Annotated in this window: 13 protein-coding genes; 8 read left to right on the plus strand and 5 right to left on the minus strand. The window is 56.5% G+C overall.

What is annotated here, in order from left to right; translation table 11 throughout:
- Nucleotides 1-115: 115 nt before the first annotated feature.
- Nucleotides 116-1,318, minus strand: a complete 1,203-nt coding sequence (locus ACSZPU_RS16805; RefSeq protein WP_499001041.1) for an L-lactate MFS transporter — start codon at nucleotides 1,316-1,318, stop codon at nucleotides 116-118.
- Nucleotides 1,319-1,562: 244 nt separating this feature from the next.
- Entirely contained in the window at nucleotides 1,563-2,252 is a 690-nt protein-coding gene (locus tag ACSZPU_RS16810; protein WP_499001043.1) for an autotransporter domain-containing protein, read from the minus strand.
- 159 nt (nucleotides 2,253-2,411) lie between these two features.
- On the opposite strand from ACSZPU_RS16810, the gene tag reads away from it, so the two are divergent.
- Both tag and ACSZPU_RS16820 read left to right on the plus strand, forming a co-directional pair.
- Nucleotides 2,412-2,993, plus strand: coding sequence for a DNA-3-methyladenine glycosylase I (gene tag / locus ACSZPU_RS16815; RefSeq protein ID WP_499001045.1), 582 nt, complete (start codon nucleotides 2,412-2,414; stop codon nucleotides 2,991-2,993).
- Nucleotides 2,971-3,417 (plus strand): N-acetyltransferase, encoded by a 447-nt coding sequence (locus ACSZPU_RS16820; RefSeq protein WP_499001047.1) that lies wholly within the window; start codon nucleotides 2,971-2,973, stop codon nucleotides 3,415-3,417. Before tag ends, ACSZPU_RS16820 begins: the two co-directional genes overlap by 23 nt.
- On the opposite strand, the gene ACSZPU_RS16825 is transcribed toward ACSZPU_RS16820, so the two are convergent.
- The gene (locus ACSZPU_RS16825; protein ID WP_499001049.1) at nucleotides 3,380-5,710 is read right to left on the minus strand and encodes a molybdopterin guanine dinucleotide-containing S/N-oxide reductase; all 2,331 of its coding nucleotides are present in this window, start codon (nucleotides 5,708-5,710) and stop codon (nucleotides 3,380-3,382) included. The two genes, ACSZPU_RS16820 and ACSZPU_RS16825, sit on opposite strands and share 38 nt — an antisense overlap.
- Before the next feature lie 214 nt (nucleotides 5,711-5,924).
- Here ACSZPU_RS16825 and ACSZPU_RS16830 point away from each other — a divergent pair, with 214 nt between their 5' ends.
- The 5 genes from ACSZPU_RS16830 to ghrB all read left to right on the plus strand — a co-directional run bounded on the left by ACSZPU_RS16830 (nucleotide 5,925) and on the right by ghrB (nucleotide 11,419).
- Nucleotides 5,925-6,941 (plus strand): LacI family DNA-binding transcriptional regulator, encoded by a 1,017-nt coding sequence (locus ACSZPU_RS16830; protein ID WP_499001053.1) that lies wholly within the window; start codon nucleotides 5,925-5,927, stop codon nucleotides 6,939-6,941.
- Nucleotides 6,942-7,053: 112 nt separating this feature from the next.
- Nucleotides 7,054-7,803: a sugar phosphate isomerase/epimerase family protein gene (locus ACSZPU_RS16835; RefSeq protein WP_499001055.1), complete on the plus strand. Its 750-nt coding sequence runs from the start codon at nucleotides 7,054-7,056 to the stop codon at nucleotides 7,801-7,803.
- 4 nt (nucleotides 7,804-7,807) lie between these two features.
- A complete protein-coding gene (locus ACSZPU_RS16840) occupies nucleotides 7,808-8,746 on the plus strand; it encodes a sugar kinase (protein ID WP_499001057.1) in 939 nt (312 codons plus the stop codon).
- 131 nt (nucleotides 8,747-8,877) lie between these two features.
- Complete coding sequence (locus ACSZPU_RS16845) at nucleotides 8,878-10,188, plus strand: MFS transporter (RefSeq protein ID WP_499001059.1); 1,311 nt, start codon at nucleotides 8,878-8,880, stop codon at nucleotides 10,186-10,188.
- A gap of 256 nt (nucleotides 10,189-10,444) precedes the next feature.
- The gene (ghrB, locus tag ACSZPU_RS16850; RefSeq protein ID WP_499001061.1) at nucleotides 10,445-11,419 is read left to right on the plus strand and encodes a glyoxylate/hydroxypyruvate reductase GhrB; all 975 of its coding nucleotides are present in this window, start codon (nucleotides 10,445-10,447) and stop codon (nucleotides 11,417-11,419) included.
- A gap of 65 nt (nucleotides 11,420-11,484) precedes the next feature.
- Here the strand turns inward: ghrB and ACSZPU_RS16855 are convergent, their stop codons facing one another.
- Complete coding sequence (locus ACSZPU_RS16855) at nucleotides 11,485-12,195, minus strand: DUF3053 domain-containing protein (RefSeq protein WP_499001064.1); 711 nt, start codon at nucleotides 12,193-12,195, stop codon at nucleotides 11,485-11,487.
- Between the two features lie 382 nt (nucleotides 12,196-12,577).
- Between ACSZPU_RS16855 and ACSZPU_RS16860 the strand changes: the two genes are divergently transcribed.
- The gene (locus tag ACSZPU_RS16860; RefSeq protein WP_499001066.1) at nucleotides 12,578-12,868 is read left to right on the plus strand and encodes an HTH-type transcriptional regulator; all 291 of its coding nucleotides are present in this window, start codon (nucleotides 12,578-12,580) and stop codon (nucleotides 12,866-12,868) included.
- 78 nt (nucleotides 12,869-12,946) lie between these two features.
- Here ACSZPU_RS16860 and ACSZPU_RS16865 read toward each other — a convergent pair whose 3' ends face one another.
- Nucleotides 12,947-14,533 (minus strand): ABC-F family ATP-binding cassette domain-containing protein, encoded by a 1,587-nt coding sequence (locus tag ACSZPU_RS16865; protein ID WP_499001069.1) that lies wholly within the window; start codon nucleotides 14,531-14,533, stop codon nucleotides 12,947-12,949.
- Nucleotides 14,534-14,790: the final 257 nt, after the last annotated feature.

Raw genomic sequence — 14,790 nt, forward strand, 5'->3', positions numbered from 1 at the left:
TTTTGATAACTGGCTTAAAGCTGAAAGCTTTCCGGAACCCCCAGCCTAGCTGGGGGTTTTCTGTGCACAATAAAAAACCGCCAGGCGGCGGTTTTTTGCGAGTGTGAGGGGGAAATCAGGCGTGCGCGGGTTTATAGACACTGCGCTGCGGCTGGCGAATGGTCGTGGACAGCGCCAGCGACACAATCAGCAGGGCGAAGATGACGCAGAAGGTGACATAGAAGCCGCCAAACAGCGAAGCGATAATCGAACCGCAGATGCTGCCGATACCAAAACCCAGGTAAATCACACCGTAGTTTTTCGCCAGGTTGTTCAGACCGAAGAACTCGCTGACCAGCGACGGGAACACGGTAATGGTGCCGCCGAAGTTAAAGGCCACGCAGGCAATCGCCGCGAAGAAGGTGGTCGCGTTCAGTGGAGCAAACAGCAGCGCGGCCATCCCGACCAGCGAAATCACCTGACCAATGGTGATAACACGGATGCGGGCGATTTTGTCGGACAGAATGCCCAGCACCAGGCGCCCCGTCAGGTTAGCGATTGAAATCACGGTCACCGCATTGGCGGCCGTCGCCACATCCAGATGGACCATGCCCTGCGCAATATCTTTCGCCACACCAATCACATACAGGCCACTCATGCAGGCGGTCAGGAACATCACGGCCAGCATCCAGTACTGCGGTTTACGCATAGACTGCGCCAGGGTGTAGTCGTTTTCCACCACGCCGTTGACCGTGCCCACTTTTTGCTGCGGTGCGTCCGTCATCAGCATCGCGCCACAGACAATCATCACCAGCGCCATCGCCCCCCAGATCATAAAGGTCTGTTCCAGGCCAACGGTCGCCAGCAGATGGCTGTCGATAAATTTGAAGCCCAGGCTGCCAAGGCCATAAGAACCGATGGAGAAGGCAGAAATCAGCCCCTTACGTTCCGGGAACCATTTCACGCAGTTGGAGAGGGTTAACAGGTAGCCGGCACCATCTGCCAGACCCACCAGCACGCCCGCGCTCAGCCACAGCATGGTCAGGCTGCTGGAATGGGCGGTCAGGAAGAAGCCGATACCCAACAGAACGCCAGAAGCCATGGTCACGCGTTTCACGCCAAAACGTTCCTGCAATTTCCCGGCAACGGAGGAAGACAACGCCAGGCCGAGGCTTAACAGACCAAATGAAAACGCAACCTGACTTACCGGCTCGCCCAACTTGTCCGCCAGCGCGCTATTAAACAAGCTCCAGGTATAAACAGATCCCAACGCAAATTGCGTGATGATGGTGCCAGCCAGCGTGAGCCAGCGTGTGCGATTCATGGATGATGTATTCATGGCAGTTGTCCTGCAGAGGAAATTAAAGGAATTCACTGCCAACAACGATAACGAAGCGCATTTCATGCCAGGGCTAAAAAGGCATGAAATGCAGTGAGCGCGGAATGAAATGCATATATGCGGGAATGAATGACATTGCGAAAAACAGACTCACCGGAATTTGTCAGGTGAGTTAGTACGTACTATCAATATAAGGCGCGTGATTATTGTTTATTAATTGTGATCACTTTGTATTAAATGATCCTTAAAAACGCGCGCTGACGCCCATGCTGTAGAGGTAATTTGGCCCGGTTATCCAGTTTTCGGACTGCGACATTGAGGCATAAGCGGCAAAATGTTGATTAAGCAGCATATCCGCACCGACCGTCACATCCAGCCAGTTACCGTACTGGTTGGCAGCGGTCAGACGGCTCAACCCGGATTGCGATTTCCAGACGTTTTCACCGAACTGCTGGTTGTAACTGATTTGCGCCCAGGGACGGAAATCACCAATATGGCTGTCCACGCGCCAGCACAGCGAACTGACAGTGGCGTGCCAGAGCGGATCGCTGTATTGCGACGTGGTCGCGCTGTCGCCATATTCGTTGTAGATTGAGGTGGTTGAGCCATCGTAATGCCAGACCGCCACCGGCCCGGTCATCACGTTACCCGGTAGCGGAATATTCAAGCCGATGCTCATCGTGCTGACGGCATCCATCGGCGTTTTGTCGGGCATATTAAGGGCAACGCCCGGTATGTTCTGCGACGAGCGAATGCGTTCTTCCAGGATATCGTTATAACGTGGCTGGTGATCGCTATCCCATGTATAGCGTTGCGGCATATTATTTTGCGAATCAAAAGCGATATATTCTTGCTGCCAGGCAAATGCTGAATGGCTAAAAAGCAGACAAGCAGGCACTACCGCTATCAAACGGCCACTGTATTTTATTTTCATCAATGCGACTCCAGAAAAGAGCCAAATCGGCGTATTTGTTATCGTTCTTGTTGGGCAAAAGCGAGGGTAGATAACCCTTACCTAACTATTGTCTTTTTAACAGGCGCGTCAAGTCTGGAGCAGACATAATTTTGATCAACATCAGCAACGGAGAAGGATATGCAGCGTTGTGGTTGGGTGACTCAAGACCCACTTTATTTGGCCTATCACGATGAAGAGTGGGGCGTCCCGCAAATGGACGGGAAAAAGCTGTTCGAAATGATCTGCCTTGAAGGACAACAGGCGGGTTTATCGTGGATTACGGTGCTGAAAAAACGCGAAAACTACCGTAATGCCTTCCACCAGTTCGACCCCGAAAAAGTAGCCGCTATGGGGCCAGAAGATGTCGAGCGCCTGGTGCTGGATGCCGGGATTATTCGCCATCGCGGCAAAATTGAGGCGATTATCGGCAACGCCCGCGCGTATCTCGCCATGGAACACAATGGCGAACCCTTCGCTCGGTTCGTCTGGTCCTTTGTCGACAACGAACCGCGGGTCACGCAGGCGGAAACGCTCGCCGGTATTCCGACCTCGACACCCGCGTCCGACGCGCTATCAAAGGCGCTGAAAAAACGCGGCTTCAAATTTGTCGGCACCACCATTTGTTACTCCTTTATGCAGGCCTGTGGTCTGGTTAATGACCATATTACGGGCTGCATCTGTCATCCCGGAGGTCAGCATGATCCACGAGTGGCGCAGTAAAGATACCTCGCCTCTGCTGCGTCTGTGGCTTGAAAGCACCACCTACGCGCATCCGTTTATTGCGGCGAAGTATTGGCAGGACAGCGAAATGCTGGTACGCGAAGTTTATCTCCCGTCGGCCCGCACCTGGGTCTGGGAGGAAGACGGCGAGCTGTACGGGTTTGTCAGCGTGCTGGACAGGCAGTATGTCGGGGCACTGTTCGTCTGCCCGGACGCACTGCGAAAAGGCATCGGCACCGCGCTGCTTGAGCACGTCAAACAGCGCTTTGATGCCTTAAGCCTTGAGGTGTATCAGAAAAACGATCGGGCGGTGAATTTCTACCACGCGCAGGGCTTTCGCATAGAGGACAGCGCCTGGCAGGAAGATACTCAGCACCCGACCTGGATCATGAACTGGCAGGCGGATCAAACGCCGTCAGCGTAAGCGCCGGGCCGGTGTATTTTTCCATCCATGCCAGCGCGGTATTACCCGCACAGCCATTCCCCAGCTTTGAGCTGGGGAGATCTTTGGTCAGTACGTTAACCGCACCGTTTTTACAGATCCCCCCTTCGGCCCGCTCCAGGTCCGGCCAGGCCCCCTGATGAATACAGATAACGCCAGGCTTGATCCCTTCGCTCACCACCGCCCCTGCCAGCACCTGCCCGCGCTGATTCCAGACGCGCACCAGGTCACCATCGGCAATCCCGCGTGCTTTCGCGTCATTCGGGTGCAGCGTCACCGGTTCGCGCCCCGCCACCGCGTACTGCTCACGAAGTGACGAGTAGTTCAGCTGGCTATGCAGACGGTGCGCCGGGTGGGCAGAAAGCACCTGCAGCTGTTCTGCCTGCGCGTTGCCGTGCCATTCGTCCGGCTCCAGCCACATCGGATGCGGCGGGCAGTCGGCGTAACCAAACCCGGCGATGCGCGCCGAGTAAATTTCGATTTTGCCGCTGTCGGTTTTCAGCGGGTGCGCCTGCGGGTCGCGACGGAAATCGCCGAAGCGCACAAAGCGGGCATTCTGCTCGCTCTCCGGCATTTCAATCAGTGCGTTGGCTTCCCAGAACTCGGCAAACGGCGGCAGCGTAACCTGCTGGCTCTCACCGCGCTGCTGAGCGATGTTATAGAAGGTTTCCAGCCACTCCAGATCGCTCTTGCCTTCCGTAAAGCGCTCACGCCCGCCCGTTTCCCAACGTTCGCTGAGATCGGCAAAGACGTCGAAATCATCGCGCGCTTCGTCACGCGGGGCCACCACGCGCTTCATCGGTACCAGATGCTGGTTGCTGTAATCGCCGGTCATGGTCATGTCATTACGTTCAAACGACGTGGTGGCAGGCAGTACGATATCCGCATGCTTTGCCGCGGCGGTCCAGAAGCACTCGGAAATGACCACCAGCTCCGGCTTCTGCCAGGCGCGAATCAGACGGTTGGTGTCCTGGTGGTGGGTAAAGTTGGCGCCACCCGCCCACCAGATAAATTTAATGTCCGGGAAATGTCGGTCCATCCCGTTGTGCTGGTAGAACGCCCCCGGTTTTTCCAGCGCTTCGATAATGCGCGCAACGGGGATTTTTTCGACCGCATCAATGCCGTCTTTCACGGAACCCTGCATGGAAGCCAGCACCGCGGCGCGACGTGTCGGGTTACCGCCGTTGGCAAAATGATAGGAGAGGCCAAAGCCGCCGCCGGGAATACCAATCTGTCCCAGCATCGCCGCCAGCGTCACCAGCATCCAGTGTTTCTGCTCGCCAAACTGCTGGCGCTGCATCCCCCAGCCGGACATCAGCATGGTGGTGTTTTCGTGGAAAAGTTTCGCCAGTTCACGAATTTTCGCCGCCGGAATGCCGCAGATGCCTGCCGCCCACTCCGCCGTTTTCGCCACGCCGTCACTTTTCCCGGTCAGGTAATCGGCAAAGACGCTATAACCTTCCGTGCAGCGCGCCAGGAAGTCTTCATCCTGCCAGCTATTTTCCACCAGCGTATGAGCGATACCGAGCATCATCGCTACATCGGTACCCATGTGCGGCGCCAGCCACTCCACGCTGTCGCCAAAGAAATCCACGGTTTCCGATCGCATAGGATCGATGCAGATCAGCCGTTTACCGCTTTTGCGTAACGCATCGAAATAACCGATGCCCTGCTCATCCGAGGCGTTCCACGCAATTTTCAGCGTATTCAGCGGGTTGGCGCTCCACAGCACCACCACATCGGTGTGTTCGAGGACCAGCGGCCAGCTGGTTTGCTGCTGATACACTTCATTGCCACCGACCACGTAGGGCATGATCGCCTGCGCAGCGCCGGTGGAGTAGTCCCCCAGATGACCGGTGTAGCCGCCTGCAAGGCTCATATAACGCTGCAATAACGTCGCCGCTTTGTGCAGTACGCCGTTCGAACGCCAGCCGTACGACCCCGCAAAAATCGATGCCGGGCCATGCTCTTCACGAATACGTTTGTGCTGCTGATGGATAAGCGTCAGCGCATCATCCCAGGAGACGCGGACATACTCATCCTGCCCGCGAACGCCCTGTGGGCTGTCCGGAGAGGCCAGAAAACCTTTACGTACCATCGGGAAACGGACGCGGGTTTTGCTGTGGACCTGGTCGCGGACCACCGTTTGCAGCGAATTAGGGTGGCTCGTGGGAAGCGCCCCACGGGATGACAGCACCGTCTCGCCATCGGTTTCGACCAACATCGGCCCCCAGTGGGCTGCCGTAAGAACTGTTTTAACTGCAGAGTTTGCCAAAGCGCGCTCCTGATGCATGCAGGTGGCGACAGCGTATTTTCGCTGTCTTATGGAATAATGAATGTCGCGCTCTATCATCCACAGGCGCGGCAAATTGGCAAAGAATTAAACGGCATGATGGCGACACAGAAGGCGATAAGCGGGAGTTTCCCCCTTGCCAGTGCGGATTTTCGCGCTATCGTGTGGTCTCACAACTACCGCGAGGGAAGCATACATGGCGAAAACGACGCGCCCGACCATCAGCGATGTCTCGAAAGCGGCAAAAACGGGCAAAACCAGCATTTCACGCTATCTGAACGGCGAAAAACATCTCCTGTCTGATGCGCTGCTGGCGCGGATCGAACATGCCATTGCTGAACTCGACTACCGTCCCAGCCTGATGGCGCGCAATCTCAAGCACGGTCGCACCCGCCTGATTGGCCTGATTATCGCGGATATCACCAACCCCTATTCCGTGCATGTGCTGAGCGGCATTGAAGCGGCCTGCCGGGAAAAGGGCTTTACGCCGCTGGTCTGTAATACCAACAACGAAGTCGATCAGGAGCTGCACTACCTGGACCTGCTGCGTAGCTATCAGGTGGAAGGCATTGTGGTGAATGCGGTAGGGATGCGCGAAGAGGGGCTAAACCGCCTGCAACAATCTTCCCTGCCGATGGTGCTGATTGACCGCAAGATCCCCGATTTTGCCTGTGACGTCGTGGGGTTAGACAATACACAGGCCGCCACCACCGCCACCGAGCATCTGATTGAACAGGGCTTTGAAGCGTTGCTGTTCCTGAGCGAGTCGCTGGGTACGGTGAATACACGCCGGGAACGCCTGGACGCCTTTCGCGCAACGCTTGCCCGCTACCCCGGCATGGTGGCCGAAAACGCCGAAACGCCGCTGCATGAAGGCAGCCAGATTGATAACGCGCTGCGCCAGTTCCACTCCAGCCATCGCGGGATGCGTAAAGCGGTGATTTCCGCCAACGGCGCACTGACGCTACAGGTCGCCCGCTCCCTGAAACGTATTGGTCTGCACTGGGGCAGCGATATCGGCCTGCTCGGCTTTGATGAGCTGGAATGGGCTGAGCTGGCGGGCGTGGGCATCACCACCCTCAAACAACCGACCTGGCAAATCGGCTATGCCGCGGTAGAACAAGTGGTTGAGCGTATCGAAGGTAACAGCGATACCGTCCGCGAGCGGGTCTTTTCCGGTGAGCTCATTGTGCGCGGTTCCACTGCGCGATAATTAACCTTCGTGATGCCGATCATAAATTCGATGCACTGCGCTTTTCTTTGGAACCGGTTCCATCTAGCGTTAAAGGCAAGCAAATTGTCTTTAACTCCTGGGAAGCCGGAAGATGAAAAGAAAAATCATCGTTGTTACCGCCGCCTATGGCAGCGAACAAATCAGCGCAATGGGCGGCCAGCGCGCCGTTCTGCCGCTGATTGCCAACGCAGGCGCAGACGGCGTGGAAATACGCCGTGAGCTGTTGAGCCATCAGGAACTGAACAGCCTATCAACACTTGCCGCCACCATCGAAGCCCACCGTTTAGTGGCCTGCTATTCGGCACCGGAAGCAGTGTGCCTGCAAGACGGTTCCCTGAACCCGCATCTGCCTGCCCTGCTTGAAGAAGCGCGCAAACTCAAGGCGCTGTGGCTCAAAGTCTCCCTCGGTCATTATCAGCGCAAAGAGGTGCTGGAAACCTTGCGCGGCTGGCTCGACGAGAGCGGTATGGCGCTGGTGGTGGAAAACGACCAGACCGAGTGCGGTCAACTGGCACCAATGCAGCGTTTTAAAGCTGCCTGCACGGTACTGGCGCTGCCGGTGACGCTCACCTTCGATACCGGTAACTGGGTCTGGGTTGGCGAGTCGCCGGAAGAAGCCGCCCGCCATCTGGCACCGGCGGTGAGCTATATTCATGTCAAAGCCGCAGAGCCACATCGCGAGCAGTATCGCGCCATCGCGCCGGATAAAGCCGATGAACGCTGGCTTGCCCTGTTGAGCCAGCTACCGCCCGATGCCCCGCGCGGCATTGAATTTCCCCTTGAAGGAGACGACCTGACCGCCGTCACCCGCCACTACGTCGACTTGTTACGTGAGGAGTAACGCCATGCATAAACCGCTTGATGTCATCACTATCGGCGAAGCCATGGCCATGTTTGTCGCCACCGAAACCGGCGAGCTTGCCGATGCCGAACATTTTGTGAAGCGCGTTGCGGGCGCGGAGCTGAATGTCGCCACGGGCCTGGCGCGACTCGGTATGAACGTCTGCTGGATCAGCCGCGTGGGCGATGACAGCTTTGGGCAGTTCGTTCTTAACTCGCTGAAAAAAGAGCATATCGATACCCGCGGCGTCACCGTCGATGGACGCTATGCAACGGGTTATCAGCTGAAATCTAAAGCCGAAAATGGAACCGATCCCATTGTGGAGTATTTCCGCAAGGGATCGGCGGCCAGCCACCTTTCCACGGCAGATTTCCACAGCGCCGCGTTTAACGAAGCACGTCACCTGCATTTAAGCGGCGTGGCGGCAGCGCTCTCGTCCACCTCGTATGAACTGCTGGAACACGCGGCGGCAACGATGAAAGCGCAGGGCAAAACCCTGTCGTTCGACCCGAACCTGCGCCCGGTACTGTGGAAAAGTGAAGCGGAGATGGTGGAAAAGCTTAACCGCCTTGCCTTCCAGGCCGACTGGGTTTTACCGGGGCTGAAAGAGGGTGTGATCCTGACCGGACAGCAGTCACCGGAAGGCATCGCTGATTTTTACCTGCAGCGCGGCGTAAAAGCGGTGGTGATTAAAACCGGCCCGGACGGCGCCTGGTATAAAACCGCCAGCGGCGAACAGGGTGCGGTCGCGCCGGTGAAAGTGGACAACGTGGTGGATACGGTCGGGGCCGGAGATGGTTTCGCCGTCGGGGTGATCAGCGCCCTACTGGAAGGCAAAACGCTGCGCCAGGCGGTGCAGCGCGGCAATAAAATCGGCGCCCTCGCCATCCAGGTATTAGGGGATAGCGAGGGTTTGCCAACCCGTGAACAGCTGGGTGAATGATTCCCCTCACCCCTGCCCTCTCCCTTGAGGGAGAGGATTAGGGTGAGGGGGTAACCCCATAACCAGAAGTAACAAAGCCACCCTGGACCCTACAACCAGGCGGTACAAACCTCAACCATAGAGGCAACCTTATGAATAGCCCGACAAATGCAGCAAAACGCTGGCTGTACATCATGCCGATTGTATTTATCACCTACAGTCTGGCCTACCTCGACCGTGCCAACTTTAGCTTCGCCTCCGCCGCCGGGATCAACGACGACTTAGGCATCACCAAAGGGGTCTCTTCCCTGCTCGGTGCGCTGTTCTTCCTGGGCTATTTCTTCTTCCAGATCCCCGGCGCGATTTACGCGGAACGCCGCAGCGTTCGCAAACTGATTTTTGTCTGCCTGATCCTGTGGGGCGGCTGCGCGTCACTGACCGGGATGGTCACCAACATCCCGATGCTTGCCGCCATCCGCTTTATTCTCGGCGTAGTAGAAGCCGCGGTCATGCCCGCCATGCTGATTTATATCAGCAGTTGGTTTACCAAATCCGAGCGTTCGCGCGCCAACACCTTCCTGATCCTCGGCAACCCGGTCACCGTGCTGTGGATGTCGGTGGTCTCCGGCTACCTGATTCAGGCGCTCGGCTGGCGTGAAATGTTCATTATCGAAGGGGTTCCCGCGGTTATCTGGGCCTTTGCCTGGTGGATGCTGGTCCGTGACAAACCGTCCCAGGTCGGCTGGCTGTCAGAGGATGAAAAATCGGCCCTGCAAACCCAGCTGGACCAGGAGCAGCAAGGCATCAAAGCGGTGCGTAACTATGGCGAAGCCTTCCGTTCACGCAACGTCATCTTACTGTGCCTGCAATATTTCGCCTGGAGTATCGGCGTGTACGGTTTCGTACTGTGGCTGCCGTCGATCATTCGCAGCGGCGGCGCTAACCTGGGCATGGTGGAAGTGGGCTGGCTCTCCTCCGTACCGTACCTGGCGGCCACTATCGCCATGATCCTCGCCTCCTGGGCATCGGATAAACTGCAAAACCGTAAACTGTTCGTCTGGCCCCTGTTGCTGATTGGCGGCTTCGCCTTTATCGGTTCCTGGGCGGTCGGAGCCAACCACTTCTGGGCCTCTTACACCCTGTTGGTGATCGCCGGTGCGGCCATGTACGCCCCGTATGGTCCATTCTTCGCCATCATTCCAGAGATGCTGCCGCGTAACGTGGCGGGTGGCGCAATGGCGCTGATCAACAGCATGGGTGCGCTCGGTTCGTTCTTCGGCTCCTGGTTTGTGGGCTACCTCAATGGCGCCACGGGAAGCCCGGCGGCATCGTACATTTTTATGGGGGTGGCGCTTTTCGTATCCGTATGGCTTACTTTAATTGTGAGGCCGAGTCCTGCAGTTGAGCACGTCGTCGACGCTGAACCAAAGACGCGTAATCAAGGCAGAGGACGCTGGGCATAGTGAACTATGCCCAAGTCCGATAACGTAGAGGACGTGTCTTTGGTACGCGTCCCGAAGGGCTGGGACCATTTAAGCCCATAGCATCGTTACTCACGGCTTATTTGGCCCACCAAACTTCGCCATTCGTGCCTTGCTATGGGCATAAATGGCGTCCAGCGACGATCGTGAGCAACCGCAGGACCCGGCCTTAGCCTGCTAACAATAAAACGTATCCAGCGGGCGCTCGTCACGCCTGAATTCCATTAAGGGAGAACCCATGAAGCCGTCCATCATCCTGTATAAAGCACTGCCCGATGACCTGAAACGCCGTCTGGAAGACCATTTCACCGTCACCCAGGTGCCGAACTTGCGCCCGGAAACGGTGGAGCAGCACGCCGACGCGTTCGCCAGTGCCGAAGGCCTGCTGGGTTCCAGTGAAAAGGTGGACGCCGCATTGCTGGCAAAAATGCCAAAACTGCGTGCTGCCTCCACTATTTCAGTGGGTTACGACACCTTTGATGTGGACGCGCTGAATGCGAAGAACATTCTGCTGATGCACACCCCGACCGTACTGACCGAAACCGTGGCCGACACCATTATGGCGCTGGTGCTGAGCTCCGCGCGTCGGGTAGTGGAAGTGGCAGAACGCGTCAAGAAAGGCGAATGGACCAAGGGCATTGGCCCGGACTGGTTTGGCGTGGACGTGCACCACAAAACGCTCGGCATCGTCGGTATGGGTCGCATCGGCCTGGCGCTGGCACAACGCGCGCACTTTGGTTTTGGCATGCCGATTCTCTATAACGCGCGCCGCCAGCATCAGGAAGCTGAAACCCGTTTCCAGGCCCGCTACTGCGATCTGGATACTCTGCTCAAAGAGTCTGATTATGTGGTTCTCGTCCTGCCGTACACCCAGGAAACGCACCACCTGATCAATGCGGAGAAATTCGCCCTAATGAAATCGTCGGCGATTTTCGTTAACGCGGGTCGTGGCCCGGTGGTAGACGAACAGGCGCTCTTTGAGGCGCTGAAAAATGGCGAGATTCATGCGGCCGGGCTCGATGTGTTTGAGAAAGAGCCGCTGCCAGTGGACTCTCCGCTGCTAACCTTACCCAACGTGGTGGCGCTGCCACATATTGGCTCCGCTACACACGAAACGCGCTACGGCATGGCCGCCTGCGCGGTTGATAACATCATCGATGCGCTGAATGGCAAGGTTGAGAAAAACTGCGTTAACCCGCAGGTTGCGAAGTAAATTCTCCCCTGCACAAACAAAAAAGAGGCGATCTGATCGCCTCTTTTTTTATGCTCGCTTAACGCTTACTGCGTTGAGTTCACGGTGGCGGTCCATGCCTGAGTAAACGCCTGATGCTGAGACGCCAGCGGCCCAATCAACGCATTGTACTGGCTGGCCTGCTGCGACGTCGGGAACTGGATGCCGTTGGCAACGAAGCTCACCTGAGTGCCCTGCTGAGCGATAAAATCACCCACCTGCACCAGCTGCTGGGTGAACATCTGAGCCGCTGGAATCAGCGGTTGCAGCGCGTTCGCCGGGGCGGTCACGACTTTCGAATATACCTGCTCGAAGACCGGTTTCAGGTCATCAGCCTGTTTCAGCCCCGCATGGGCCGTATCAGCCTGCACTTTTGCATTCTGCAGTTGCTGACTCAGCACGCCGAGGGAGCCATTTGCCTGACGCAGCGGCTCACGCTGGGTCATGTAATCCTGCGGTACGCGAATCGCGTTCACGCTATCCACCACCGGGCGCAGACCGGAATCCATCGCCTGATTCACCTGCTGAGAATAGCCATACAGGATCGCGTAATCAGAGACGAACGGCCCGAACTGTTTTTTCTGGTCTGCTGTCAGAGCGGGGAGACGTTCGCTGCTACGCATCGCCGTATTTTGTAGGAAATCGATAAACGCCTTGCGCTGATCGCCTTCTTTGTCAAAACACCCACTCAGGCCAACTACCATTAACAACGCCGCAAGAGGCGCAAACCAGCGAGAGCAGGACTTACCTGTCGCCATTTTAATACTCCTTTCACCCAAAAATGCGCACAACGCAACACGCGTGCCTGACGGGTTACAAGGATAGTCCAGGTCGGCTTCGCAGGATACCCTTTTCCATGCTTTCTTATTGATGCTGAGGCAAGTGCCAGACCAACCCATTCACTGCAGTTCTTCATGCGACTTTTTTCTAACCATTTACAAAAAAATACTCAATTCAATCCTGGGCTTGCTTAATCAAGTAATTAACCTCCAGCGAAACGTTTGAATATGCATTTCAAACGCATGAAAAAAGCGCAAGGCGCGGATATATCGTGACAGCCCTCTTCCATCAGGATTTTTACCGACTATTCTTACTTGTGCTGTATCACGAACCCGCTGTGTGATTTATGAGGAGTTCTCAATGGAATATAAAGATCCGATGTTTGAGCTGCTTAGCAGTCTGGAACAGATTGTTTTTAAAGATGTAACGCAGACGGTTACCCTGACTCAAAAACCCACTTCTTTCAACGAGTTTGAACAATTAAGACGCGGAACTGGGTTGAAGATTGATGACTTTGCACGCGCGATGGGTGTGAGTGTTGCCATGGTTCAGGAATGGGAATCAAAACGTGTACGCCCCTCAGCCACTGAAATGAAACTGATGCGCCTGATTCATTCAAATCCGATGCTCAGTAAGCAGTTGATGGAATAAAGCTTGATGGACATACCCCCGCGATGACGGGGGTCAATATCCAGGTTACACCCTTTCGCAGTGCCACCCTGATTCCCGCTACTCAATCCAATGCGTTAAGTTTAGCCCACCCAGAAATGCCTCATCGTGGGACACAACCACCATCGCCCCCGGAAACGTCGACAGCGCCGACTCAATCGCCTGCATCGAAGCCAAATCAAGATGGTTTGTCGGTTCATCAAGCAAAAGTAGCTGTGTGGCCTCACGACGCCAGAGCACGCAGGCCAGCGCCGCTTTCAGGCGTTCTCCCCCGCTTAACGCCGCCAACGGCAAAGTCACTTTTTCTGCGCCCAGTTGCAGCTGTGCCAGGCGGGTGCGCAAGTTGCCCTCTTCCAGCGGCGTATCGCCCGCGTGAAGGTGTGCCAGCACCGAGAGGGAAAGATCCAGCTGCGACAGATGCTGGTCGAGATACGCCGTGGTGACCGATACCCGACAGGTGCCGGAAAGCGGCATCTCCTCGCCAAGCATGACGCGCAGCAGGGTCGATTTTCCACAGCCGTTGGGCCCACGCAGCGCGACGCGCATCGGCCCGTCCATCCGCCAGTTGAGCAGGAACGGCGCGCCATAGGGCAGGATCAGATTATCCAGCACCAGCACCTGTTTTCCCTCAGCCACCTGGCTGCCCGGCAGCGTAAACATCACCGGAGCGTCTTCTTCAACCCGCTCTCTGGCCTGAGCCACAGCGGCGTTGAGCGCCACGTTCTGCTCGCGATGCTGTCGGCGCAGCGTGCCAGGCCGCTCCTTCGCCGCCCCCTTGTATTTCACCCGCTCGAACGAGGCGATATTGAGCGTATCCACGGTTCGCAGGGTCTGGGCCGACCGCCGCTGGCTGGCATCATGCTCCTTTTGTAGGCGGCTGCGGGTTCGGCGACGTTCGGTGGCAGCATGTTCCAGCGCCGCCTGAGCCGCCTGCTGCTCGGCGTCGCGCTGACGCTGGTAGTCGGCGTAATTACCGCCATAGCTGCGAATCCCGGCAGGAGATAATTCGAGAATACGCGGCATCAGCGCCAACAGTTCACGATCGTGGCTCGCCACCAGCGTCCCGCCCTGCCGACGGGCAAGCCGCGCGTAAAACCACTCTCGTCCTTGCCTGTCGAGATGGTTGGTCGGTTCATCAAGCAGCAGGTAATCGGCGTCGTTCACAAACACCGCGCACAGCAGCGCGCGTACGCATTCGCCACCGCTCAGTTCTGCGGCGGGTCGCTCGGGGATAAACGCAGGCAGGCTGGCATCCACAAAAGCCGCGGTCAGGCGTTCTTCGAGATCCCATAAACCCTCCATACGTTCGAGATCGTCTGGCAGGTAATCACCCGATTCGATACGCCGGCGGGCTGCAAAAATCGCGTCATAACCCAGCAGTTCAGCCAGCGTCGTCGACGGAGAAATCAGATGTTGTTGGGCGACACAGGCCAAAGAACCAAAACGTTCGATATGCCCGGATGCAGGGCGTTCCAGCCCTGCCAGCAGATGCAGTAACCGGGTTTTACCACTGCCGTTGCGCCCGACCAGACCACACAACGCGGGTTCGAGCGAAAGAGAAATTGGGCCAAAAAGCGTCACGCCCGTCGCAAACTGACAGGTGACCTGATGCAAAATAAATGAGGGGGGTTGGGCGCACTGAGCCATAAGCACTCCTGAGTGAAATCAATACATCCCCTGCTCGCCATAAACGCGAAGCAAGGATTCGAAGTCAGCAGGTGTGTTTATCCATTTTCAGTGGGCCTCAGTGAGACGAGGGATTCGTCGGGGCAAAGGATAGACGCATAGCGGGCAGGATTTCAAGGTTAAATTTTAATCTTTTTAATTAGCTAGATAGTGTCGTCACGAGGATAAAAATCATTGATAATAGGGCCTTCTAATCAGAAGGCCCTATTATCATGACT

This window comes from Phytobacter sp. V69 (assembly GCF_965644215.1).
In the GTDB taxonomy this organism is placed as follows: domain Bacteria; phylum Pseudomonadota; class Gammaproteobacteria; order Enterobacterales; family Enterobacteriaceae; genus Phytobacter.